Source organism: Nonomuraea sp. NPDC049725 (assembly GCF_040674795.1).
GTDB lineage: Bacteria > Actinomycetota > Actinomycetes > Streptosporangiales > Streptosporangiaceae > Nonomuraea > Nonomuraea ceibae.
The window spans coordinates 87,944-108,650 of record NZ_JBFANJ010000022.1 but is presented as its reverse complement, the minus strand read 5'-3'; the positions used below and the strand labels follow the sequence as shown (position 1 = coordinate 108,650).

The window sequence follows — 20,707 nt, the reverse complement described above, 5'->3', positions numbered from 1 at the left end:
GGTCACACCTCGCTCAGCGGGCGGGCGATGACGCTGCGGCGCTCGGGGTAGAAGCAGGCGTGCTCCTGCGGGAAGCCCTCGCTGACCTGCAGCAGCGGGCGCTCGCCGCAGCGCTCGCCGCGGAACGGGCACCGGCTCGCGAACAGGCAGCCGGTGTCGTCGCCGGTCGCGTCCAGCGACGACAGCGGGACGACCGGCTGCTCGCCCGGCCGCTCCAGGCCGTGCAGCACCGGGATCGCCGACAGCAGCGACTGCGTGTACGGGTGGACGGGATCGGCGATCACGGTGTCCACGGCGCCGCGCTCGACGACCTGGCCCCGGTAGATCACGTACAGCTCGCCGTCGTCGCCGATGTAACGCGCGGTGGCCACGTCGTGGGTGATGAACAGGACGCTCACCCCGAGCCGCTCGCGCAGGTCCTTCAGCAGCGCCAGGATGCCCAGCCGGAGCGAGACGTCGATCATGGAGACGGCCTCGTCGGCGACGAGCATCTCCGGGTCGACGGTCAGCGCGCGGGCGATGACGACCCGCTGGCGCATGCCGCCCGACAACTGGTGCGGGTAGCGGGCCAGCACGCTGCCCGGGTCGAGGCCGACCAGCGACAGCACCTCGGCGGCCCGCTCCTCGATCCACCCCTTCGACCGGCCGGTCTGCTTGGCGCGCAGGCTCAGCGGCGCGAACAGCGTCTGGTGGACGGTGCGGGTGGGGTTCAGCGCCGAGTACGGGTCCTGGTGGATCATCTGGATCTTGCGGAAGTGCGGCTGGCGCTGCTTGGGCTTCAGGCCGGACATCGCCGTGCCGTCGATGACCACCTCGCCCTCGTCGTAGGACTCCAGCCCGGCGATGATCCGGCCCAGCGTGGTCTTGCCGCAGCCGGACTCGCCGATGAACGAGGCGGCGCCTCCTTTGGGGATGGCGAAGTCGACGCCGCGCAGCGCCCGCACCTCCCGCCCGGCGAGCACGTTGCCGCGCTGCTTGAAGGTCTTGACGATGCCGGTCCCGGTAATCACGCGTGCTCCTTCACGGTCACCGCATGGCAGGCGACGATCCTCGGGCCGTGCGCGACGGCCTCGGGGTCGACGGTGTCACAGACGTCCATCCGCAGCGCGCACCGCTCCCGGAACACGCAGCCCTGCTTGGGCACGGTGGCCAGCGTCGGCGGGCGGCCGGGCAGCGCCCGCGCCTCGTCGATGTCGCCGACCAGCCGGGGGATGGCGTTGATCAGGCCCTTGGTGTAGGGGTGGCTCGGCCTGCCCAGCACCTCGCGGGTGGGGCCCTGCTCGACCAGCCGCCCGCCGTACATGACGGCGAGCCGGTCGGCGACCTCGGCCACCACGCCGATGTCGTGCGTGATCACCAGCGTGGTCAGGCCGCGCTCGGCGTGCACCTCACGGACGATCTTGAGGATGTTGGCCTGCGTGATCATGTCGAGCGCGGTCGTCGGCTCGTCCAGCACCACCAGGTGGGCGTTGAGCACCAGCGCCAGCATGATGCCGACGCGCTGGCGCATGCCGCCCGACAGCTCGTGCTGGTGCGAGTCGAGCACCCGGGCGCCGTCCAGGCCCATCCGGCCCAGCAGCTCCTTGGCGTCGCGCACCAGGCCGCGCAGGTCCTCCACGCCGTGCGAGCGGCCCAGGTCGAGCAACTGCTTGCCGACCGTCTTGAGCGGGTTGAGGGAGTTCTGCGCCGCCTGGAAGACGTAGCCGATGTGGCGGCCCCTGGCCTTGCGGAGCTCCTCGCCCTTGAGGGCGGCCACGTCGCCGAGCCCGTCGATCTCCACCGAGCCGGCGGAGATCCGGCCGGGCGGCTGCACCGCGTTCAGCAGGGACAGGGCCAGCGTCGACTTGCCGGACCCGGACTCGCCGACGATGCCGGTGATCGAGCCGGGCTCCAGGGTCAGGCTGACGTCCCGCACGGCGGGCAGCTCGCCCGCCGGCGTCTTGTAGACGACCGTGAGGCCGCCGATGCGCACTCCCGGCGCTTGTTCCGCCACTGCTACTCCTCACGCAGCCGGGGGTTGAAGATCTCGTCCATGGCGTCGACCACGAGCACGATGCCGAGCGTGAGCAGCAGGATCGCCAGCAGCGGCGCCAGCAGGTAGCCGAGCGCGTTCGGCTGGATCATGGCGCCCGCCTGGAACACGGCCAGGTTGAGCATCACGCCCCAGTTGTCCGACTCGTACGGCAGGACGCCGAGGAAGAACAGGCCCACCTGGGCGTAGACGGCTCCGGTCACCGAGATGAGCATGTTCATCGCGATGTACGGGGCCATGCTGGGCAGCAGTTCCTTGCTCACGATGTGCGTCGTGGACAGGCCCAGCCCGCGCGCCGCCTCGATGAAGCCGCGCTCGCGCAGCGACAGCGTCTGCGCGCGCACCGCCCGGGCCACGCCGCCCCAGCCGAGCAGGCCGAGCACCAGGCCCATCTGCATCGGGCTGCCGAACTTCCACACGGTCGCCAGCACCAGCAGCAGCGGCAGGCCGGGGATGGTGAGCTTCATGTCGGTGATCCGCATGAGCACGGTGTCCCAGCGGCCCCGCTTGAAGCCGGAGAACAGCCCGATCGCGGTGCCGGCGACGACCGTGATGACCGCGGTCACCGCCGCGCACAGCAGCACGTACCGCGAGCCGGTGATGACCAGCGCGAGCACGTCGCGGCCCTGCGGGTCGGTGCCGAACCAGTGCTCCCAGCTCGGCGGCTTGGTGATCTGGTTGATGTCGCCCGGCAGGTGGTCGGGGTAGAACATCGGCCCGAACACGCCCATGAAGGCGAAGCCGACGACGATGACCACCCCGGCCATCCGGCTCGGCTTGCGCTTCATGACCCGCCACACGCCGCGCCAGAAGTTGCGGCGCATGGTCCCGGCGGCCGACGCCGACTCCGGGATGAGCGTCGCGCTCATGCCGCCTCCTCTCCGCCGCGCACCCGCGGGTCGATGACCGTGTAGAACAGGTCGGCCACGATGTTGGCGACGATGACCGCGACCGTGATCAGCAGGAACGCGCCGCCCATCGTGGCGTAGTCGCGCTCGTTGACGCTGTCGATGAGCAGCAGCCCGAGCCCCGGATAGTTGAAGATCTTCTCGATGAAGACCGCGCCGCCCATGAGCAGGCCGAGCGAGAGCGCCAGGATCGTGAACAGCGGCAGGATCGCGTTGCGCGCGATGTAGCGGAAGACGATCGAGCGCTTCATCCCGCGCAGCTCGCTGGCCAGGATGAAGTCGTCGCCGAGCACGGTGACCACGCTGGACTTCATCGCCAGGATCCAGCCGCCGTAGGCCGACAGCGCGTAGGTGACGACCGGCAGCACCGCGTGCTCGACGAGCGAGCCGATGTAGCCGGCGTTGAAGCCCGGCTCGAACAGGATGTCCACGGGCCCGTCGGCGGGGAACAGCGGGATCAGCGTGGAGAAGATGACCACGAGCAGCATGGCGAGCACGTACTGCGGGATGCCGTGCAGCAGCGAGCCGGAGATGGCCAGCGCGTCACCGAGCTTGCCGGTGCGCTTGATGGCCGCGTAGACGCCGAGGATGATGCCGACGAGGAAGCTCAGCAGCGTCCCGGCCAGCACCGGTAGAACGGTCCACTTGGCCTTCTCGCCGAGGACGTCCAGCACCGGGGTGCCCGGCCTGGTGACGGACTCGCCGAGGTCGAGGCGGAGCAGCCCGCTCATGTAGTCGACGTACTGCTGCCACATCGTGCCGTCGGGCTGGAACCCGTACAGCACCTTGACCGCCTGCGCCGCCGCCTCCGGCGACATGCCCTGCTCGACGAGCTTCTCGAAGCGGGCCGCCAGGGGGTCGCCGGGGATGTTGTTGATGATGAAGAAGCTGATCGTGGCGACGACGAGGATCATGACGAACCCGCGGGCCAGGTGGCCCGCGAGTCGGCGTGCGATGACCGTCATGGATTACTTCTTCGACTTGATCATGCCAGCCTGGATCCACACACCGGAGGCGAGCACACCGGTGCCCAGGCGGAGGATCTCGTCATCGTGCGGCCAGCCGGTGAAGCGGCTGTTGTTGACGAACTGGGTGTTGACGTAGTCCCAGAGCTGGATGACGGGCAGGTCCTGGTTGGCGGCCTTGGCCAGCTTGGCCATGATCGGCTTGGCCTCCTCGGCGGTGGCCGAGTTGAGCTCGCCGGTCAGCTCACCGGGGTTGATCTTCTCGCCGTCGACCTCGATCTCCTCGGGGCCGCCCATCCAGTTGCCGTTCTTGCCGGGCGCGGAGTGCGACACCTTGCCCTGGACGTTCGTCCAGCCGTTGGAGGTGCCGTAGAGGCGCTGGAAGATGTCGTACGGCGCGGGGCCGAGCGCCATCAGCCAGAAGCCCGCGTCGTACTTGCCGGCGGCCAGCTCCTCCAGGTAGAGCGGGTAGTCGGTGGTCGTGACGACCTCGGCGTCGACGCCGCCCTTGATGAGCTGGCTCTTGATGTTCTCCTGCGCCGACAGCCAGTCGGAGAAGCCGGACGGCGCGTGCATGGAGACCTTCCACGGCGTGCCGTCGGCCAGCGCCCACTTGCCGTCCTTCTTCTGCAGGCCGGCCTTCTTGAACTCCTCCTCGGCCTTGGCCAGGTCGGGAGCGTAGGGCTCGAGCTGCGGGACGGTCTCGGGGATCCAGGCCTGGGCGGCCTTCTGGTGGATGCCGCTGGTCGTGGTGGCCGGGGTGCCGCCCTCGGGCGAGGCGACCTTCGTGACCTCCTCGCGGTTGATCAGGTGGGCCAGGCCGCGGCGCACGTGCACGTTGTCGTACGGCTTCTTGCTCTGGTTGAACGCCAGGCCGACGGCGACCGGCGAGTAGCCCTTGATGACCTCGCTGCCCGGCGCCGCCTTGATGCGGTTCATCACGTCGGTGGGGGCGGCGACGAAGCCGGAGTGGTCGAGCTTGCCGGCGGTCAGGTAGTTCCAGATCTGCTCGTTGCCGGTGTAGTTGAGGAACTTCACCTGGTCGGGCGCGACGTTGGCGGCGTTGAAGAAGCTCTTGTTCTTGACCAGCAGCGCCTCGCCGGGGTTGACCCGCTCCAGCACGAACGGGCCGGCCGAGACGTCCTTCTGCGGCGCGAACGCGAGCACCTTCTCGCCCAGGCCGGTGATCTCCTCGCGGGCCTTCTCGGCGTCGGCGCCCTCGCCGCGGGCGGTCTTGATCTTGTCCCAGAAGTCGGCGGGCAGGACGCTGCTCCACACGTGCGCGGGCACGACCGTGGTGTCGAGCACGCCGCGCGCGAACTTCGGACTGGGATTGTCCATGTTCTGGGTGATCTTCACCGTCTGGTCGTCGACCACGGTGACCTCACCGGCCGCGCCCGCCGCGCCGGGCGTCACGGCGAAGGCCGTGCTGCCGACGGTGTAGGCGATGCCGATGGAAAGCTGCACGTCCTGCGCGGTGACCGGCTTGCCGTCGGACCACTTGGCGTTGGGCTGGAGCTTCAGCGTGATGGAGGAGTTGTCCGGGGCGATCTCCCAGCTCGCGGCCAGGCCCGGCAGTGCCACGTTCGGGTCCGTCAGGTGGTTCTTGACCCAGCCGAGCTTCATCGAGTTGAAGGCGGAGAACGAGTTGCCCTTGGGGGCGTACGGGTTGGGCGGGGCCGACGGCTCCAGGCCGGGCCGGTTCACGTCGATCGTGGTGAACAGGCCGCCACCGCCGCCGGACGAACCTGACGTGTTGGTGGTGCCTTCGCCGCCGCTGCACGCTGTGGCGGTGGCAAGACCCAGCAACGCCACTACCGCTGCTAGTCGCTTCATCTGCCGCTCCGGGGGTGTCGAACCTGTTGAGGATCTGTAGGGGTTGTCCGGACCCTACGATCGCGCCGGGGGCGCGTCAATAATCTCCAGATGTTGTGAGGCTAATGTAACTTTCCTTCATCACCCGCTCGGATGGCGCTCGTCTCCACCCGGGGGCCATCAGCCTATGCGGAGCACGGCAGCACCGCTGACCTGCCCGGTTGCCAGATCGGCGAGCGCCCGGTCCGCCTCCTCGAAGGCGTACGGGACGGTTTTCACGACCGGCGGGCACTCGGCCGCCAGCGCCAGATACGCCCGCCCGTCCGCGCGGGTGCTGGCCGTGACGCTGCGCAGCGTGCGCTCCTGGAACAGGTGCCGCTCGTAGTCCAGCGGCGGGACGTCCGTCAGGTGGATGCCGGCGACGGCCAGCGTGCCGCCCCGGTCCAGCGCCTCCAGCGCGACCGGCACCAGGTCGCCGCTGGGCGCGAACAGGATGGCCGAGTCCAGCGGCTCGGGCGGCCGGTCGCCGGCCGAGGCCGCGCCCAGCTCCAGCGCCAGCGCGCGGGCCGCCGGCGAGCGGGTCACCACGTGCACCACCGCCCCGCGGGCGATCGCGGCCTGGGCGGTCAGGTGCGCCGACGCGCCGAACCCGTACACGCCCAGCCTGCCGCCCTCGGGCAGGTCGCAGCGCAGCAGCGCCCGGTAGCCGACGATGCCGGCGCACAGCAGCGGCGCCAGCGTCTCGGCGGGGGCGTCCTCCGGCAGCGGGTACACGTACGCGGCCGGAGCGGTCAGGTACTCGGCGAACCCGCCGTCGGCGTCCCACCCCGTGTAGGCGGACTCCGGGCACAGGTTCTCCAGGCCGCGCGCGCACTGGCGGCAGCGCCCGCACGTCGAGCGCAGCCACGCCACCCCGACCCGCCCGCCGTCGCCGCCTCCCGGCCGCACCACCCGGCCGACCGCCTGGTGGCCCGGCGTCGTCAGCGGCCGCCTCGGCCGCAGGTCGCCCTCGGCCAGGTGCAGGTCCGTGCGGCACACCCCGCACGCCTCCACGCGCACCAGCACCTCGCCCGGCCCGGCCACCGGAACCGGCCGCTCGACCAGCGCGAGCGGCCGGGACCTCATCGGCCCGGGCCGGTCAACCGCCCAGGCCCGCATCGGCCGCGGCGGCCGGGTCCGCGGCGGCCAGGGCCAGCCGCTCGTGGGCCAGCGACGCGTACAGCGCCGCCCCGTCGGGCAGCACCGCGTCGTCGAACAGCGCCTCCGGCGAGTGGTTGTAGGCCGCCGTCGCCGGGTCCAGCCCCGGCGGGCACGCCCCCAGGAACACGAACGCCCCCGGCACCGCCTCCAGCACGTACGAGAAGTCCTCCGACCCCATCACCGGCTGCGGCGGGACGAAGAAACGGCCGGGCCCGAACAGCCCGTCGGCCGTGCGCCCGGCGAACCCGGCCTCCACCGGGTCGTTCACCGTCACCGGGTAGCCCATGCCGAAGGAGGTCTCCACGCCCAGCGCGTGCGCCGCCGCCACGCCCTCGACGACCTCCACCAGCCGCCGCTTGACCAGCGTCCGGTTGCCCGGGCTGAACGTGCGCACCGTCGCCTGGAAGACCGCCTCGTCCGGGATCACGTTGTCGGCCGAGCCGCCGTGGAAGCTGCCCACCGTCACCACCACCGGGTCGAACACGTCGAACGTGCGTGTCACCATCGACTGGATCGCCGCCACCATCTCGCAGCCCGCCTGGATCGGGTCCAGCGCCCGGTGCGGGCTGGAGCCGTGCCCGCCGCGCCCCTTGACCGTCACCTGGAACACGTCCGCCGCCGCCATGATCGGCCCCGGCCGCGACGCGAACAGCCCCAGCGGCAGCATCGAGGAGACCACATGCATCCCGTACGCCGCCACCGGCCGCTCGCCCGCCGCGTCGAGCACGCCCTCCTCGATCATGTGCTTGGCGCCCTCGTGCCCCTCCTCGCCCGGCTGGAACATGAAGATCACGTCCCCGGCGAGCTCCTCCCGGCGGGCGCTCAGCAGGTGCGCCGCCCCGGCGAGCATCGCGGTGTGCAGGTCGTGGCCGCACGCGTGCATCTGGCCGGCGATCTGCGAGCGGTACGGCAGGTCGTTGCGCTCGGCGACCGGCAGCGCGTCCATGTCACCGCGCAGCAGGACGGCCGGGCCAGGCCGTCCGCCCCGCAGCACCGCCGTGACCGAGCTGAGCCGGGTGCCGAGGGTGATCTCCAGCGGCAGCCCGTCGAGCGCCGCCAGCACCTTCTCCTGGGTGCGCGGCAGCATGAGCCCCAGCTCCGGCGTGGTGTGCAGCGAGTGACGGAGGCGGACGAGTTCGTCCCGCATGTCCAGCGCGGATTCAGTGAACGACATGAAGAACATTGTTCACGTACCGGGGGGAAAGTCGATGAGCCGCGCTCGGTACGATGGCCGCGTGACCGAGCGTAAGCGGATCGACTTCTGGCTGTCCGACATGGACGGCGTCCTGGTCCACGAGGGGCGGCCGGTGCCCGGCGCCGACGACTTCATCAAGCGGCTCGGCGAGTCGGGCAAACGCTTCCGGGTGCTGACCAACAACTCCATCTACACCCAGCGCGACCTGTCGGTCCGGCTGGCCGGGGCCGGGCTCGACGTGCCCGCCGACTCGATCTACACCTCGGCGCTGGCCACCGCCCAGTTCCTGGACGACCAGCGGCCCGGCGGCTCCGCGTACGTGATCGGCGAGGCCGGGCTGACCACCGCGCTGCACGCCGCCGGCTACGTGCTCACCGACCTCGACCCCGACTACGTGGTGCTCGGCGAGACCCGCACCTACAGCTTCACCCAGATCACCCGGGCCGTCCGCCTCATCGAGGCCGGAGCGCGCTTCATCGCCACCAACCCCGACCCGATCGGCCCCTCCACCGAGGGCTCGCTGCCCGCGTGCGGCGCCGTCGCCGCCATGATCACCCGCGCCACCGGCGTCGAGCCGTACTTCGTCGGCAAGCCCAACCCGCGCATGATGCGCAGCGCGCTCAACGAGATCGGCGGCCACAGCGAGACCACCGCCATGATCGGCGACCGGATGGACACCGACATCGTCTGCGGCATGGAGGCGGGCCTGTTCACCATCCTCGTCCTCACCGGCGTCACCCAGCGCCACGAGGTCGACCGCTTCCCCTACCGGCCGTCGCTGATCGTCGACTCCGTGGCCGACCTCGTCGACCTGATCGAGCCCGCCGGGAGCTGACGGCGGCGTCGGCCGGGGGTCAGCCGGGGCTCAGCGGGAGCCGGCGATGAGCCGGGGCAGCGCCGTGATGTGCGCCGACAGGTAGTCGGCCACCGCCTCGGGGATGAGGTGGCGGGAGGTGATCTCCGCCTCCCGCAGCGGCACCCGCTCCACCTCGTACACCCCGCGCGCCGGGTCCTCGAACTCCGGCCCGTGCCGCAGCGCCGGGTCCATCGACAGCAGGCGGCACCCGTACACGTGCTGGGTCTTGACCCCGCCCTGCCACGGATAGCTGACCGTCGTCAGCGGCGTGACGGAGGAGACGGTGGCGCCGAGCTCCTCCAGCAGTTCGCGGTGGAGGGTGTGCTCCAGGGTCGCGTCGCCGGGCTCCACGTGGCCGCCCGGCACCGACCAGTAGACCTCCCGGCCCGGCACCGTACGCCGGAAGATCACCAGGCGCTCGTCGTCGTCGAGCAGGACACCTCGCACGCTCGGCCGCATACGCCCCACCTTATTTGACCTGTATGTCTTTCCGGTAATCTAACCTACGGTGCCGTAACCTTGAGGGAGAGGATCCTTGCATGGCGATGACCCAGACGCAGCTGCTGCACGAGCTGGAGCCGGTGGTGGCCGGCGAGCTCGACCGCCACGAGAAAGTGGCAAAGGAGTGGTTCCCGCACGAGTACATCCCGTGGAGCGAGGGGCGCGACTTCGACGGCCCCTACGGCGGCCAGGCCTGGCAGGAGGGCGACTCCAAACTGCCGGAACCCGCCCGCGTTTCGCTCATCGTCAACCTCCTCACCGAGGACAACCTGCCCAGCTACCACCACGAGATCGCCAGCACGTTCGGGCGTGACGGCGCGTGGGGCACCTGGGTGCACCGCTGGACCGCCGAGGAGGACCGCCACGGCACCGCGATCCGCGACTACCTGACCGTCACCCGCGCGGTCGACCCCGTCGCGCTGGAGCGGGCCCGCATGTCGCACATGCAGAGCGGCTTCGTCACCGAGTACGGCACGATGCTGCAGCAGCTCGCCTACGTCTCCTTCCAGGAGCTGGCCACCCGCATCGCCCACCGCAACACCGGCAGGGCCTCCGGCGAGGAGGGCTGCGAGCGGCTGCTGGCCCGCATCGCCGCCGACGAGAACCTGCACATGCTCTTCTACCGCAACCTGCTCAAGGCCGCCTTCGAGCTGGACCCGGACCAGACCATGCGGGCCGTCACCGACGTCGTCACCACCTTCCAGATGCCCGGCTCCAACATCGCCGGCTTCACCCGGATGGCCATGACGATCGCCCACGAGGGCATCTACGACCTGCGCCTGCACCTCGACGACGTGCTCATGCCGGTGCTGCGCCAGTGGAGCGTGTTCGACAAGGGCGGGCTCGGCCCCGAGGGCGAGCAGGCGCGCGAGGAGCTGGCCGCGTTCCTGGCCAAGGCCGAGACCACGGCCGCCCGGTTCGTCGCCCGCCGCGAGGAGCGCAAGGCACGCGCCCGGGGCTGACCCGGCATGGGAGGATCTGTCCCTATGGATCTCCCCCTGAGCCTGTTCTTCTCGTTCTTCGCGCTGCTGATGATCATCGCGCTGGCGGTGGTGGCGCAGCGGCTGCTGGACGTCAGGTTCGGCGCGATCCGCACCTTCCTGGCCGGCCTGGTGGCCTTCACGCTCGCCCAGCCGCTGCTGTCGCCGATCCTCGCGTCGTTCGGCGAGCGGCCGCCCGGCGGCGGCCCGACGGCGGCCGAGGACCCGGGGATCGGCGCCCTGTGGGTGCTGTTCCTCATCGTGATGTGCGTCGTGCTCATCCCGATGGTCATCCTGGTGCTGGCCGAGGCGCTGATCCCGCCCGGGTCCATCCCCGGGCCGCTGGAGTTCTTCCGGTCGCTGCGCGGCCGGATCTCCCGGGGCCGCCGCTACTCGCAGATCACCAGGATCGCCGTGCGCCACGGCCTCGGCCCCTACCTGCGCGGCCGGGGCGACCGCCTCGACGACCGCACCGGCAAGGTCCGGCTGGCACGCTCGCTGCGCGCCGCCCTGGAGGACGGCGGCGTCACGTTCGTCAAGCTCGGGCAGGTGCTGTCCACCCGGCGCGACCTGCTGCCGGCCGAGTTCACCGACGAGCTCGGCCGCCTTCAGGACCAGGTCGCGCCCGCCCCCTGGGAGCAGATCGAGCCGGTGCTGGCCGCCGAGCTCGGCGGGCCGGTCGACACCGTGTTCGCCGCCTTCGACCGCACCCCGCTCGCCGCCGCCTCCATCGGCCAGGCCCACACCGCCCGCCTGCACAGCGGCGAGAGCGTCGTGGTCAAGGTGCAGCGGCCCGGCATCGGCCGGACCGTGGCCCGCGACCTCGACATCGTCCGGCGGCTGGCCGCCACCCTGGAGTCACGCACCCGCTGGGGCCGCTCGCTCGGCATGCGCGACCTGGCCGAGGGGTTCGCCGCCGCCATCCGCGAGGAGCTCGACTTCCGCGTCGAGGCGGCCAACATGGCGGCCGTCGCCGCCTCCAACGGCGGCGGCGTCACCTACCCGGCCCCCGTCGCCGCCATGTGCACCGAACGCGTCCTGGTCATGCAGCGCCTCCACGGCAGGCCGGTCACCACCGCCACCCCCGAACAGGCCCCCGCGCTTGCCCGCGACCTGCTCGACTGCCTGCTTCGCCAGATCCTCGTCGAGGGCGTCTTCCACGCCGACCCGCACCCCGGCAACCTCATGCTGCTCGACGACGGCACGCTCGGCCTGCTCGACTTCGGCAGCGTCGGCCGCCTCGACGGCTCCATCCGCTCGGCGCTGCAGCGCTTCCTGCTCGCCCTCAACCGCCAGGACCCGCTCGGCGTCACCGACGCCCTGCTGGAGGTCGTCCCGCGTCCCGAGGACATCGACGAGGCCGCCCTGGAGCGGGCGCTCGGCCAGTTCATGGCCAAGCACCTGGCGCCCGGCCTCGACAGCGCCCAGATGTTCACCGACCTGTTCAAGATCGTCTCCGCGTACGGGCTGTCCATCCCGCCCGAGGTCGCCGCCGTCTTCCGCGCGCTGGCCACCCTGGAGGGCACGCTCGTACGGCTCTCGCCCGGCTTCAACCTCATCGGCGAGGCCCGCGCGTTCGCCGGCCGCTACCTGGCCGAGAAACTCGACGGCGGCACGCTCAAGGAAGCCGCCACCCAGGAGATCGCCGCCCTGCTGCCCATGCTGCGCCGCCTGCCGCGCCGCGTCGAGCGCATCGCCAGCGCCGTCGAGCACGGCCGCCTCGGGCTCAACGTGCGCCTGCTCGCCGACGAGCGCGACCGCCGCTTCGTCACCGGGCTGCTGCACCAGGTGCTGCTCACCGTGCTCGGCGCCACCGCCGGGCTGATGGCGGTGCTGCTGATCGGCACCGAGGGCGGGCCCGTCGTCAGCGCCCAGCTCGACCTGGGACTGTTCGAGCTGATCGGCTACAACCTGCTGGTGATCTGCGCCATCCTCGTGCTCCGCGTGCTCGTGCTGATCTTCCGGCGGCCGCGCGACACCCTCTGACGACGGAAGCGACAACCCGGGCATCCTCTTGACCTGGGGATGGTCTTGGACAACCACGGCATCGGGCAGGTTTCCGACTACCGGCCCTACACCAAGACCGCCTGGGGAGTAGTGGGTGAAAGTCATCGGGATCGCCGCCAGCCTCCACGCGGGTTCGTACATCAACAGGCTGCTGGAAGCGGTGCGCGGCGAGCTGCCGCCCGGCGCCCGCTTCGAGGCCTGGCCGGGGCTGGGGGAGACGCCCCCCTGCACCGGCGGGCCCGCCCCGCGCGCCGTGCGCGAGCTGCTCGCGCTCGTCGAGGAGGCCGACGCGGTGGTCATCACCGCGCCCGAGCACAGCCTGCTGCCCGCCGAGCTGGAGTACGCGCTGGCCTGGCTGTCGGAGAGCGGGGCGCTCGCGGGCAAGCACGTGGCCGTCATGTGCGCCAGCGCCCGCGCGTGCGGCGCGATGTGGGCCCAGGCCGAGCTGTACAAGGAGCTGATGGCCGCCGGGGCCGTGGTCATGGGGGCCGAGCTGGTCATCTCGCCGGTCTGCCCGCACTTCGACGACGACGGGCGGCTGTGGGCCCGCGACCTGCGCGCCCAGGTGCGCGAGGTGGTCGCCCAGCTCTGCCCGGCCGTCCAGCTCACCGTGCGGCTCAGGGAGCCCGTGCTCACGCCGGGCTAGCCGTATGGACCCTGGCTCGTCAGATGTCGCGGCGCAGGCGCTTGACGTCGGAGCGGTGCTTCTTGGCCGCGATGCGGCGCTCGACCGAACCCCGGCTGGGCTTCGTCGGGCGGCGGCGCTTGGGCGGCGGCGCGATGGCCTCCCGGATGCGCTGGGCGAGCCGCTGCTCGGCGGCCTCACGGTTGCGCAGCTGGGAACGGTGCTCGGAGGCGGCGATCGTGATCGTCGGCGCGCCGAGGCGGTCCAGCGCGCGGGCGCGCAGCGGCTCGGAGAACGCGGTGGACGCGGCCACGTCGAAGGTCAGCTCCACCCGGCTGTCGGTGGTGTTGACGCCCTGGCCGCCCGGTCCCGAGGAACGCGAGAAGCGCCAGACGAGCTCGGCGTCGGGGATGACGACCGCGTCGTTGACGACCAGTGGGCCCGGCATGAGCGCTTCCTCCTTCCTCGTTCCGTCTCGCTACGGAACACCACCGTATCCGCCCGCCCCCCGCGCGCGGCAAGCGCATTTCCCGTCACCGGTTGACTGGCCCGGCGCGGACGGCGTATGCCAGAGTCGCGCGAGAGCAACGGGGCGAGGGGAGCGGCTGTGGCGGGCATCGTCGGTGTGCACGGCATCGGCAAGTACAACTACTACGTCGACGCAGGGCATTCCGCGGCGGGCGCGGCCGAGGCGATGCGCGCCAAATGGGACCGCTACCTGCACGCCGCGTGCGGCGGCGGGCCGGAGCGCCGCTACTTCAGCGAGGTCGCCTACTTCTCCCACCTGCTGCACGAGGGGCCGCCCGGCAGCCCGCGCGAGGCCGCGGCGGTGGCCGAGGCCCGGGAGCGGGTGCTCGCCGGGTGGGCCCGCAACCTGGGGCTCGGCGAGCACCTGACCGGCGCGCTGAAGTCGTTCACCGGCTGGCTGCTCGACAAGCTCGACGGCCGCTCGGCCGCGTTCGCCGAGCTGTTCGCGCCCGAGGTGGCCACCTACCTGACCGACGCCGCCAAACGGAGCGAGACCCAGCGCGTCGTGGCCCAGACCATCCGGAAGAACCGGCCGGACGTGGTGATCGCCCACTCGCTCGGCAGCGTCGTCGCCTACGAGACCTTCTGGGCCAACCCCGACCTGCGGACCGATCTGCTCATCACGCTCGGCAGCCCGCTCGGCATGCGCCACGTCGTCTTCGAGCGGCTGCTGCCCGCGCCCATCAACGGCCGGGGCAGCCGCCCCGAGGGCGTGGCCCGCTGGGTGAACATCGCCGACAAGGACGACATCGCCGCCATCCCGCCCGACCTCGCCGGCAGCTTCACCGGCATCGACGTCGAGGAGCTGGTCAACCTCGACTGGATCGACTTCCACACGGCCGAGAAATACCTGGGCTGCCCGGCGATCCATCCGCATCTGCGACCATTTCTCGTATGAAGTGGATCATCTTTGACTACGGCAACGTCCTGTCCCTGGCCCAGCCCGAGGCCGAGGTCGACGCGATGGCGGCCGCCGCCGGAGCCGACCCGGCGGCCTTCCGCCTCGGCTACTGGAAGCACCGCCTCGACTTCGACCGGGGCGTGCTGACCGCCCCCGCCTACTGGTCGGCGGTGCTCGGCCGCGACGTGCCCGGTGAGGAGTCGGCGCGGCTCGTCGCGATGGACGTGGCGAGCTGGTCCCACCCCGACGCCGGCGCGGTCGCGCTGCTCGGCGAGCTGCTGGCCGCCGGGCGCGGCGTGGCGCTGCTGTCGAACGCGCCCGCCGAGACCGCCGACGGCATCGACCGGCTGCCCTGGATCGCCGCCATCCCGCACCGCTTCTACAGCGCCAGGATGGGCCTGGTCAAACCCGGCCGGGAGATCTACGACGAGGTCGCCCGCGCGCTCGGGACCGACCCGGCCGAGGCGGTCTTCGTCGACGACCGGCCCGACAACGTGGCGGGCGCCGAGGCGGCCGGCATGACCGGAGTCCTCTACACCGGCGCGGCCGGCCTGCGGGAGCTGCTGGCCTAAACCCGGGGCGGAATGTCGGTTATGTGATCTATGGTGTGCCGCGTGGACAACGCCTTCCAAGTGGACCTGCGCGGCGTGGTCGATCTCCTCAGCCGCCACCTGTACTCGAGCCCCCGCGTCTACGTGCGCGAACTCCTGCAGAACGCGGCCGACGCGATCACCGCCCGGCGCGCCGCCGACCCCGACGCGCCCGCCACCGTCACCATCGAGGCGACCGGCGGGCTCATCAGCGTCCGCGACACCGGCATCGGCCTGACCGAGGACGAGGTCCACGCGCTGCTGGCCACCATCGGCCGCTCCTCCAAACGCGACGAGCTCGGCTTCGCCCGGCACGAGTTCCTCGGCCAGTTCGGCATCGGCCTGCTGTCCGGGTTCCTCGTCGCCGACGAGATCTCCGTCGAGACCCGGTCGGCCAAGGGCGGCCCCACCGTGCTGTGGACCGGCCGCTCCGACGGCCGCTACCGCGTCGAGCTCGCCCCCGCCGACCGCGCCGAACCCGGCACCACCGTCACCCTGCGCACCCGCCACGACGCCGCCGAATGGGCCGCCCCCCGCACCGTCGCCGAACTCGCCGAACTCTACGGCTCACTGCTGCCCGTCGACGTCACCGTCAACGGCCGCCGCACCACCCTCGGCACCCCGCCCTGGCGGGCCGCCCACCCCTCGCCCGACGCCCGCCGCCGCGCCCTGCAGGCGCACTGCGAGGAACTGTTCGGCTTCGTCCCGCTCGACGTCGTCGACCTCAACGTGCCCGAAGCCGGGCTCACCGGCGTCGCCTACATCCTGCCCGCCCCCGCCAACCCCGCCGTGCGCGGCACCCACCGCGTCTACCTCAAACGCATGCTGCTCACCGAGACGGCCGACGGGCTGCTGCCCGACTGGGCGTTCTTCGCCCGCTGCGTCGTCGACGCCGCCGAACTGCGCCCCACCGCCAGCCGCGAAGCCCTCTACGAGGACGACCTGCTCGACCACACCCGCGAAGAGCTCGGCCGCCGCCTGCGCGCCTGGCTGGTGCGCCTGGCCGAGACCGACCCCGCCGGGCTGCGCGCCTTCCTCAACCTGCACCACCTCGGCGTCAAGGCGCTCGCCCTGCACGACGACGACATGCTGCGCCTGGTCGACCAGTGGCTGGAGTACGAGACCAGCTCCGGGCCGATGACCCTCGCCCAGTTCCGCCTGCGCCACCCCGGCGGGCGCTACACCACCAGCGTCGACGAGTTCCGCCAGCTCGCCGCCGTCTCCGGCGCCCAGGGCGTCGGCCTCGTCAACGGCGGCTACGTCTACGACAGCGAGATCCTCGCCCGGCTGCGCCGCATCGACCCCGGCGCCGTCCTCGACCGCCTCGAACCCGCCGAACTCGCCACCCACCTCGGCCCCGCCGACCCCGACGCCGAACTGCGCGCCCGCCCCTTCCTCACCGCCGCCGCCCGCGCCCTCGACCCGCTCGGCTGCGAGGTCGTGCTGCGCGACTTCGACCCCGCCTCGCTGCCCGCCCTCTACCTCACCAGCCGCGCCGCCCAGCACCACGCCGACCTGCGCGAGGCCCGCGACACCGGCGACGCGCTGTGGGCCGACGTCCTCGGCGCCCTCGAACGCAGCGTCGCCGCCGACCGGCCCAGGCTCGTGCTCAACCACCGCAACCCCCTCGTCCGCCGCGTCACCGGCCTGCCCGACCTCACCCTCGCCGCCACGGCCGTCGAAGCGCTGTACGGCATGGCGCTCCTGCACGGGCACCACCCGCTGCGCCCCGCCGACACCGCCACGCTCAACCGCTCGTTCCTCGGCCTGCTCGACTGGGCCGTCCAGGGAGGCACCCATGACTGAGGACGTCCAGGCGCTGCTCAGCGAGGCCGGCGCGATGCCGTACGGAGAAGCCAGGACCGTCCTCGCCGAACGCGCGCTGCGCGAGGCCGAGGCGCGGCGCGAGCACGCCCTCATCGTGCGCGCCCGGCTCGACCTCACCCAGGCCTACCAGTACGGCGGCGAGCCCGTGAAGGCGTTCACCGTCTTCTCCCGCAACCTCGCCGACCACGACGCCGAACCCGGCCGCTGGGGCCACTGGGAGACCCGCGAACTGCTCTGGCACTTCAAGTGGATCATCGCCGACATGCGGCGCTTCCCCGAGATCCCGCTGCGCCGCGCCCTCGACGCCATCGACGACATGGAACGCCGCTACCGCCAGGCCGGCGACCTGCTGCACGCCGTGCACGCCAAGCGCTGCTTCATCGCCCTGCACCTCGGCGACGACGACGCCACCCGCGAATGGTTCCACCGCTGGCGCACCACGCCCCGCGACAGCCTGTCCGACTGCGAGGCGTGCGACACCGACTCCACCGCCGCCGCCCTCGTCCACCTCGGCCGCGACGAGGACGCCATCGCCGCCGCCCAGCCCATCCTTCAGGGCGAGACCACCTGCGAGGTGCAGCCCCAGGGCATCCTCACCACGCTGATGCTGCCCTACGTGCGCACCGGCCGTCACCGCGAGGCCGTCCAGGCCCACCGGCGCGCCTACCGGCTCGTCCAGGGCAACATCGCCTACCTGGACGACTTCGGCGACCACATGGAGTTCTGCGCGCTCACCGGCAACGAGGCGCGCGGGCTGGAGATCCTGCAACGCGAACTCCCGCTGCTGGAGCGGCCGCCGTCCCCCTCCGACGCGCGGCGCTTCATGGGCTGCGCCGCGCTGCTGCTGCGCCGCCTGGAGGAGACCGGCCACGGCCACCTCACCGTCCACCGCGCCGGCCGCGACGTCCCCGTCCCCGAACTGCGCGCCACGATGGAGGCCGGGGCCCGCGAGATCGCCGCCCGCTTCGACGCCCGCAACGGCAACGACACCTCCACCCGGCGCCTGGAAGCCCTGCTCGCCGCCACCCCGCTGGCCGGCCACCTCCCCCTCGTCGCCCACCACCGCCCCGCCACCACCGGCTCCCCGCACACCCACTGGCGCCGGGGCGCCGCCCTCCTCCCCACCCCCACCGCCTTCTCCACCTCCACCCCACCCACGGAAACCGCCCCCTCGGGGGATGCACCCGCCTCGGCGGGTGAGCCGTCCCCGGAGGGCGGCGCGTCCGTGAGCGGAGCGGCACCGTCCCCGGAGGGCGCCGTCCGTGCGGTGGGTGGCTCGGCTTCGGGGGTGGAGGCGGCCGTGGGGGAGCTGGCGGAGGCGGTCGCGGGGTTCGCGGGGCTGGGGGACCGGGGGCGGGCGGCGCTGGCCAGGGTGGACCTGGCGCGGGCGTACCTGCTCACGGGCCGGGTGCTGGACGCGGCGGAGACGGCCGAGGAGGCCGTGGCGGCGCTCCCGGACGGCGAGCAGCGGGACGCGGCCCGCAGGACGCTGGCCGCGGCGCTGCGCGAGCTGGGGGAGGCCGAGCGGGAGCTGGAGACGCTGAAGCTGCTGCGCGACCCGGCGTCGCTGACGGAGCTGGCCGACCGCCTGGCCGAGCGGGACGACGACCGGGAGGCGGCCCGCGCCTACGCCGAGGCGGCGGCCCTGCACCGGGCGGCGGGCGATCCGCTGGAGGCGGGCCGGTCGCTGGCGAGGGCCGCGAAGTGCGTCTACTACTCGACCAGCGACCTCGCCACCTCGCTGCGCGCGTACGCGGAGGCCCGGGAGGCGCTGTCGGCCGCCGATCCGGCGGAGGCGGCCCGCGACCTGGCCGAGCTGGCGTACGACGAGGCGACGGTCCTGGACTGGTACGAGGATGCGGCCCGCGCCGCGGAGCTGTGCGAGGAGGCCGCCCGGCGTTTCGCCGAGCTGGAGGACGAGGACGGCGTGGAGCGGGCCCGCGACCTGCTCGAATCGCTGTCCGACTGACCGGCGCTGTTCACCTGCCCGTGACGCCGCTGTCACGGCGGGGTCAGCGTTGCCGGACATACCTGGATCGTGGACCGCAGATCCTTCCTCGCGGCGGTGCCCGCGACCTTTCTCGCATCTCCCTCCAGAACTCTCAAAGCCGACCCGTTCACGCTCGGCGTCGCGTCCGGTGACCCGGGCGCGGACGGGTTCGTGCTGTGGACCCGCCTGGCTCTCGACCCGCTCGGCGGCGCCGGGCTGGGCGGCATGCCCGCGCGGGACGTGGACGTCGACTGGCAGGTGGCCGCCGACGAGCGGTTCACCCGGATCGTCCGCTCCGGCACCGCCACGGCCCGCCGGTCGGCCGCCCACAGCGTGCACGTCGAGCTGACCGGCCTGGAACCCGGGCGCGAGTACTTCTACCGGTTCCGCAGCGAGGGCAGGCTGTCGCCCGAGGGCCGCACCAGGACCACGCCCGCCGAGGGCGCGGAGACGCCGCTCGCGTTCGCGGTGGCGGCGTGCGCCCACTACGAGCACGGCTACTACACCGCCTACCGCCGCCTGGCCGAGCAGGAGCCCGACCTGGTGCTGTTCCTAGGCGACTACCTGTACGAGTACGGTCCCAGCGGCTACACCGCGCTGGCCGGGCGGGTCCGCTCGCACACGCCGGGCAAGTGCGCCACGCTCGCCGACTACCGGCTGCGGCACGCCCAGTACAAGAGCGACCGCGACCTGCAGGCCGCCCACGCGGCCGCGCCGTGGCTGGTGGCCTTCGACGACCACGAGGTGGAGAACAACTGGGCGGGGCCGGTCTCCAGCACCGGCGCCCCGGCCTTCGCCCGCCGCCGCGCCGACGCCTTCCGCGCCTACTACGAGAACATGCCGCTGCGCCGCGCCAGCCTCGACGGCGCCCGCCTGCGCGTCAACCGCCGCGTCTCCTGGGGGCGCCTGGCCCGCTTCCACCTGCTCGACACCCGGCAGTTCCGCGACGACCAGGCGTGCCAGGACGGCGTACGGGCCGGCTGCGACGAGCGGCTGTCGCCGGAGCGCACCCTGCTCGGCGACGGCCAGTGGCGCTGGCTGGAGGAGGGCCTGCGCGGCTCGCCCGCCCGCTGGAACCTGCTCGGCCAGCAGATCCTCATGACCCACCGCGACTACCGGACGGGCCCCGGCCGCGAGGTGAACCTGGACTCCTGGGACGGCTACGCCCCCGAGCGCACCCGCCTGCTGACCTCGCTCGCCCGCACCTCCAACCCGGTCGTCCTGACCGGTGACGCCCACATGCACCACCTGGCCGACCTCAAGACCGACTTCGACGACCCCGACTCGCCCGTCGTCGCCCGCGAGCTCGTCACGACCTCGATCGCCAGCGACGGAGACGGCTACCGCGACTCCGCCTGGATCGCCGAGTCGCTGGCCGAGAACCCGCACATCGCCTACATCGACCAGCGGCGCGGCTACATCATGGCCCGGCTCACCCGTGACGGCCTCGACGCCGACTTCCGCACGCTCGACCGGGTCTCGCGCCGGGGGGCCCGCGCCCGTACCTCTCACCGGGTCACGATCCCGGCGGACCCCGGCGCCTGAACGTCCGCTGTCAACGCCCCGAACCGTGGGAAAACGGGAGAAAGGGACGGTATACCTGGGTGACATGGACGGTCCCCCAGCCACGGTCACCCCCACCCCCAGGGCCGGCGTCGCGCGCCCGCCGCGGGGATGAGGCGGCACCTGGCCCGCGCCCCGCTGTGGCTGCGGCTCGTCTCCGTCACGCTGCTCCTGGTCACGGTGGCCGTCACGGCGACGGGACTGTTCGCGGTCCGGCTGCTGCG

18 protein-coding genes are annotated in these 20,707 nt (G+C 72.5%); 9 read left to right on the top strand and 9 right to left on the bottom strand.

The window, feature by feature from the left end; all coding sequences use genetic code 11:
* Window positions 1-2 precede the first annotated feature (2 nt).
* From AB0J53_RS39625 to AB0J53_RS39595, 7 genes are all read right to left on the bottom strand, one after another.
* Complete coding sequence (locus AB0J53_RS39625; RefSeq protein ID WP_364182061.1) at window positions 3-1,010, bottom strand: ABC transporter ATP-binding protein; 1,008 nt, start codon at window positions 1,008-1,010, stop codon at window positions 3-5.
* Entirely contained in the window at window positions 1,007-1,993 is a 987-nt protein-coding gene (locus tag AB0J53_RS39620) for an ABC transporter ATP-binding protein (RefSeq protein ID WP_357590544.1), read from the bottom strand. Before AB0J53_RS39620 ends, AB0J53_RS39625 begins: the two co-directional genes overlap by 4 nt.
* Window positions 1,994-1,995: 2 nt before the next feature.
* On the bottom strand, window positions 1,996-2,901 hold the full coding sequence (locus tag AB0J53_RS39615) for an ABC transporter permease (RefSeq protein ID WP_219514068.1): 906 nt from the start codon (window positions 2,899-2,901) through the stop codon (window positions 1,996-1,998).
* Window positions 2,898-3,905 (bottom strand): ABC transporter permease, encoded by a 1,008-nt coding sequence (locus AB0J53_RS39610; protein ID WP_219514066.1) that lies wholly within the window; start codon window positions 3,903-3,905, stop codon window positions 2,898-2,900. Before AB0J53_RS39610 ends, AB0J53_RS39615 begins: the two co-directional genes overlap by 4 nt.
* Window positions 3,906-3,908: 3 nt before the next feature.
* Window positions 3,909-5,741 carry an ABC transporter substrate-binding protein gene (locus AB0J53_RS39605; RefSeq protein ID WP_364182056.1) on the bottom strand — a complete coding sequence of 611 codons (1,833 nt, stop codon included), beginning with the start codon at window positions 5,739-5,741 and terminating at the stop codon, window positions 3,909-3,911.
* Between the two features lie 159 nt (window positions 5,742-5,900).
* The gene (locus tag AB0J53_RS39600; protein WP_364182053.1) at window positions 5,901-6,845 is read right to left on the bottom strand and encodes a zinc-binding alcohol dehydrogenase family protein; all 945 of its coding nucleotides are present in this window, start codon (window positions 6,843-6,845) and stop codon (window positions 5,901-5,903) included.
* A 13-nt stretch (window positions 6,846-6,858) separates the two neighbouring features.
* Window positions 6,859-8,094, bottom strand: coding sequence for a M20 family metallopeptidase (locus AB0J53_RS39595; RefSeq protein ID WP_219514055.1), 1,236 nt, complete (start codon window positions 8,092-8,094; stop codon window positions 6,859-6,861).
* A 100-nt stretch (window positions 8,095-8,194) separates the two neighbouring features.
* On the opposite strand from AB0J53_RS39595, the gene AB0J53_RS39590 reads away from it, so the two are divergent.
* Complete coding sequence (locus AB0J53_RS39590) at window positions 8,195-8,950, top strand: HAD-IIA family hydrolase (protein WP_246646480.1); 756 nt, start codon at window positions 8,195-8,197, stop codon at window positions 8,948-8,950.
* Between the two features lie 30 nt (window positions 8,951-8,980).
* Here AB0J53_RS39590 and AB0J53_RS39585 read toward each other — a convergent pair whose 3' ends face one another.
* Window positions 8,981-9,430 (bottom strand): NUDIX hydrolase, encoded by a 450-nt coding sequence (locus AB0J53_RS39585; RefSeq protein ID WP_364182049.1) that lies wholly within the window; start codon window positions 9,428-9,430, stop codon window positions 8,981-8,983.
* A gap of 80 nt (window positions 9,431-9,510) precedes the next feature.
* On the opposite strand from AB0J53_RS39585, the gene AB0J53_RS39580 reads away from it, so the two are divergent.
* From AB0J53_RS39580 to AB0J53_RS39570, 3 genes are all read left to right on the top strand, one after another.
* Window positions 9,511-10,434, top strand: a complete 924-nt coding sequence (locus tag AB0J53_RS39580; protein ID WP_219514043.1) for an acyl-ACP desaturase — start codon at window positions 9,511-9,513, stop codon at window positions 10,432-10,434.
* 24 nt (window positions 10,435-10,458) lie between these two features.
* Window positions 10,459-12,438: an AarF/UbiB family protein gene (locus AB0J53_RS39575; protein ID WP_364182046.1), complete on the top strand. Its 1,980-nt coding sequence runs from the start codon at window positions 10,459-10,461 to the stop codon at window positions 12,436-12,438.
* Between the two features lie 115 nt (window positions 12,439-12,553).
* The gene (locus tag AB0J53_RS39570; protein ID WP_219514038.1) at window positions 12,554-13,105 is read left to right on the top strand and encodes an NAD(P)H-dependent oxidoreductase; all 552 of its coding nucleotides are present in this window, start codon (window positions 12,554-12,556) and stop codon (window positions 13,103-13,105) included.
* A gap of 19 nt (window positions 13,106-13,124) precedes the next feature.
* On the opposite strand, the gene arfB is transcribed toward AB0J53_RS39570, so the two are convergent.
* Window positions 13,125-13,532 carry an alternative ribosome rescue aminoacyl-tRNA hydrolase ArfB gene (arfB, locus tag AB0J53_RS39565; protein WP_219514028.1) on the bottom strand — a complete coding sequence of 136 codons (408 nt, stop codon included), beginning with the start codon at window positions 13,530-13,532 and terminating at the stop codon, window positions 13,125-13,127.
* 159 nt (window positions 13,533-13,691) lie between these two features.
* Between arfB and AB0J53_RS39560 the strand changes: the two genes are divergently transcribed.
* From AB0J53_RS39560 to AB0J53_RS39540, 5 genes are all read left to right on the top strand, one after another.
* Window positions 13,692-14,510 carry a hypothetical protein gene (locus AB0J53_RS39560; protein WP_364182042.1) on the top strand — a complete coding sequence of 273 codons (819 nt, stop codon included), beginning with the start codon at window positions 13,692-13,694 and terminating at the stop codon, window positions 14,508-14,510.
* Window positions 14,507-15,085: an HAD family phosphatase gene (locus AB0J53_RS39555; protein ID WP_364182039.1), complete on the top strand. Its 579-nt coding sequence runs from the start codon at window positions 14,507-14,509 to the stop codon at window positions 15,083-15,085. Before AB0J53_RS39560 ends, AB0J53_RS39555 begins: the two co-directional genes overlap by 4 nt.
* A gap of 42 nt (window positions 15,086-15,127) precedes the next feature.
* Window positions 15,128-16,909 (top strand): HSP90 family protein, encoded by a 1,782-nt coding sequence (locus AB0J53_RS39550; protein ID WP_364182036.1) that lies wholly within the window; start codon window positions 15,128-15,130, stop codon window positions 16,907-16,909.
* On the top strand, window positions 16,902-18,899 hold the full coding sequence (locus AB0J53_RS39545) for a hypothetical protein (RefSeq protein WP_364182033.1): 1,998 nt from the start codon (window positions 16,902-16,904) through the stop codon (window positions 18,897-18,899). The genes AB0J53_RS39550 and AB0J53_RS39545 overlap by 8 nt, the downstream gene beginning before the upstream one ends.
* Before the next feature lie 69 nt (window positions 18,900-18,968).
* Window positions 18,969-20,465, top strand: a complete 1,497-nt coding sequence (locus AB0J53_RS39540) for an alkaline phosphatase D family protein (protein WP_364182031.1) — start codon at window positions 18,969-18,971, stop codon at window positions 20,463-20,465.
* The last annotated feature ends 242 nt before the right edge of the window (window positions 20,466-20,707 follow it).

Excerpts from the sequence above, each read along its gene's own strand:
- AB0J53_RS39615 (WP_219514068.1), bottom strand. The coding sequence starts at position 2,901 with ATGAGCGCGACGCTCATCCCGGAGTCGGCGTCGGCCGCCGGGACCATG.
- AB0J53_RS39610 (WP_219514066.1), bottom strand. The coding sequence starts at position 3,905 with ATGACGGTCATCGCACGCCGACTCGCGGGCCACCTGGCCCGCGGGTTC.
- AB0J53_RS39605 (WP_364182056.1), bottom strand. The coding sequence starts at position 5,741 with ATGAAGCGACTAGCAGCGGTAGTGGCGTTGCTGGGTCTTGCCACCGCC.
- AB0J53_RS39600 (WP_364182053.1), bottom strand. The coding sequence starts at position 6,845 with ATGAGGTCCCGGCCGCTCGCGCTGGTCGAGCGGCCGGTTCCGGTGGCC.
- AB0J53_RS39595 (WP_219514055.1), bottom strand. The coding sequence starts at position 8,094 with ATGTCGTTCACTGAATCCGCGCTGGACATGCGGGACGAACTCGTCCGC.
- AB0J53_RS39590 (WP_246646480.1), top strand. The coding sequence starts at position 8,195 with ATGGACGGCGTCCTGGTCCACGAGGGGCGGCCGGTGCCCGGCGCCGAC.
- AB0J53_RS39585 (WP_364182049.1), bottom strand. The coding sequence starts at position 9,430 with ATGCGGCCGAGCGTGCGAGGTGTCCTGCTCGACGACGACGAGCGCCTG.
- AB0J53_RS39580 (WP_219514043.1), top strand. The coding sequence starts at position 9,511 with ATGGCGATGACCCAGACGCAGCTGCTGCACGAGCTGGAGCCGGTGGTG.
- AB0J53_RS39575 (WP_364182046.1), top strand. The coding sequence starts at position 10,459 with ATGGATCTCCCCCTGAGCCTGTTCTTCTCGTTCTTCGCGCTGCTGATG.
- arfB (WP_219514028.1), bottom strand. The coding sequence starts at position 13,532 with ATGCCGGGCCCACTGGTCGTCAACGACGCGGTCGTCATCCCCGACGCC.
- AB0J53_RS39555 (WP_364182039.1), top strand. The coding sequence starts at position 14,507 with ATGAAGTGGATCATCTTTGACTACGGCAACGTCCTGTCCCTGGCCCAG.
- AB0J53_RS39545 (WP_364182033.1), top strand. The coding sequence starts at position 16,902 with ATGACTGAGGACGTCCAGGCGCTGCTCAGCGAGGCCGGCGCGATGCCG.